This is a genomic window from Bacteroides sp. ET71 (assembly GCF_023336905.1).
GTDB lineage: Bacteria > Bacteroidota > Bacteroidia > Bacteroidales > Bacteroidaceae > Bacteroides.
Genome location: NZ_JAMBLS010000080.1, coordinates 1 through 1,902 on the forward strand (window position 1 = coordinate 1; position 1,902 = coordinate 1,902).

Annotated in this window: 2 protein-coding genes; both read right to left on the reverse strand. The window is 38.1% G+C overall.

What is annotated here, in order from left to right; translation table 11 throughout:
- Nucleotides 1–149: 149 nt before the first annotated feature.
- Nucleotides 150–710, reverse strand: coding sequence for a hypothetical protein (locus M3090_RS15160; protein WP_249057665.1), 561 nt, complete (start codon nt 708–710; stop codon nt 150–152).
- Nucleotides 711–777: 67 nt separating this feature from the next.
- On the reverse strand, nt 778–1,902 hold a 1,125-nt coding region (locus M3090_RS15165), incomplete at its 5' end, for an Imm5 family immunity protein (RefSeq protein ID WP_249057667.1).

The following is a 1,902-nucleotide window of genomic DNA, read 5'->3' on the forward strand; positions in this document are numbered from 1 at the left end:
TATAGGAATACCTTGTGCGTGAACGGACAACACGCACAGCAATATACTGATTATTGTTACTATTTTCCTCATATCTTTTCTTTATTATATTGGTGATAATGGGATGCAGCTTGCCGCCGTTAGGTGGCACAGGTGCTTGTTATGTGCATTTATTTCCAAAAATTGTCCTGCAAATGCTTCTCTAAATATCGGCTTACAACTCCCCAACCTTCGTTATCTGGGCAGCCATAATACCATAGTTTTTCTGCTATTTCATCCAGCTTGTCAATAGTATCAAAGTATTGTTCACTCATTTTTTCTTGTTCCGATTCGCTATATTTTTTTAGCTTCTCTAAGTCCGTTTTATGTCCTTTCATAAAGTTTACAACCTTGCAAAACTCACCATTGCTAAGAACCGATATATCCAAAGGGAAGATATTCGCTATATTTTTGGTTGCTTCACCAACCTTGTCTAATCCAATTTCATACATCGCAGAAGATATGTAAGGTAACAAGTCTGCATGATATTCTACAATAGACATCCAACCATCGCCTTGACAATTTCCTATCACATTAGTTACAACATGAAAAGTAAAAGTAACATCGGATACTTGTTGCCTAATTTCATCAATGCTACCTATCTCCCAAATCTTGTCAGATAAGGTTACAATCGCATCTTCTGTATTGACATCCATTCCTTGCAGGACATCACTAATTTTTTCAGTTTTCATATTTATATTGTTTTTTAGTTGCACATAATGGGATAGCGGGGAACGCTGTAAGCGTTAGCCCGGTTTGTTAGAAACTTATTTTCTTTCTTTTCAGTATATCCGACAGCCAATCAGGAATGAACTCTTTTGCCCGTGGATATTTACTGAAATCCTCACTAAAGTCACTATCGCTGAATGCCTCTTTCAGTTTTTCGTCTCGTGTATCGTAACCAAATCTTATATCCATATGATTGTCTTTGTATATTGTTATTTTACATAGATAAAAAGCCCCTTCTTGCGGACATAAAGAATACATCAGGTCTTTAAGCTTTTCTACTTTTCCTGAAAGATATATTAAAATTTTAATACCATTAGGACCAAACCAGACTGGCTCGTTTCCCTTGTAATAATAAATCTCAGGTTGAGATGTACTTTCAACGGTATAACAGTAAAAATCGCATTTACTCCATTGGGCAAAAGCCACCATTTTTACTAAAACTTCCTTGATGCCATTTATACAGGCACAACATTTCGCATCTTCTTTCCAAAGACGTAATTGTGTACGATAAGGAATGTATTTTGCAGGTGATGTTGCTTTGTTTGCGGGGGCTGGATATGGCAGGCTGTCATTTGCACAGGCAGTTTTGATGCAATCGGTAAGATACCAGTTCCAGAACTCTTTATTGCGCCTGTCATCAACAGAATCCAAATTGACAATACCACCATTATATACTAAACTTGCGAGGAAAGCGGTATCCCATTCGTCAGGGTCTTCTATTTCTTCTTCAGAATCATAATCACTGACAACCCTGTCTGCACCCGCCCCGGCATCATAAGCGGCATGAACAGCTACTTTGGCTGCAAATGCAGCTGTAATATTATCTTCCATGTAATTATCGGCAAACACGTCCAAATGGTCGGCATCTTTCAATAAATCCTTTTTGCCCGTTTGCCCCAGCAGGTATTTCTCCGTTTTCTTAATCAGTCCGATAATTTCCGTATCGTTCTTGAAAAATTCATTCCATATCGGATATACTTTCAACGCACACAAAATGCTAATTCGTCCAATGACATACGGTTCATTGATGGCTTGAAGTATCGCACGTCTTGTGGGCAGGGACAAATGCCCTTTGTTTGAATGATTGATTTCATTCAAACCTTTACTTGTCAATGAGGCTATGGCTTCTGTATGTTTCATCGCAATAATTGTTTC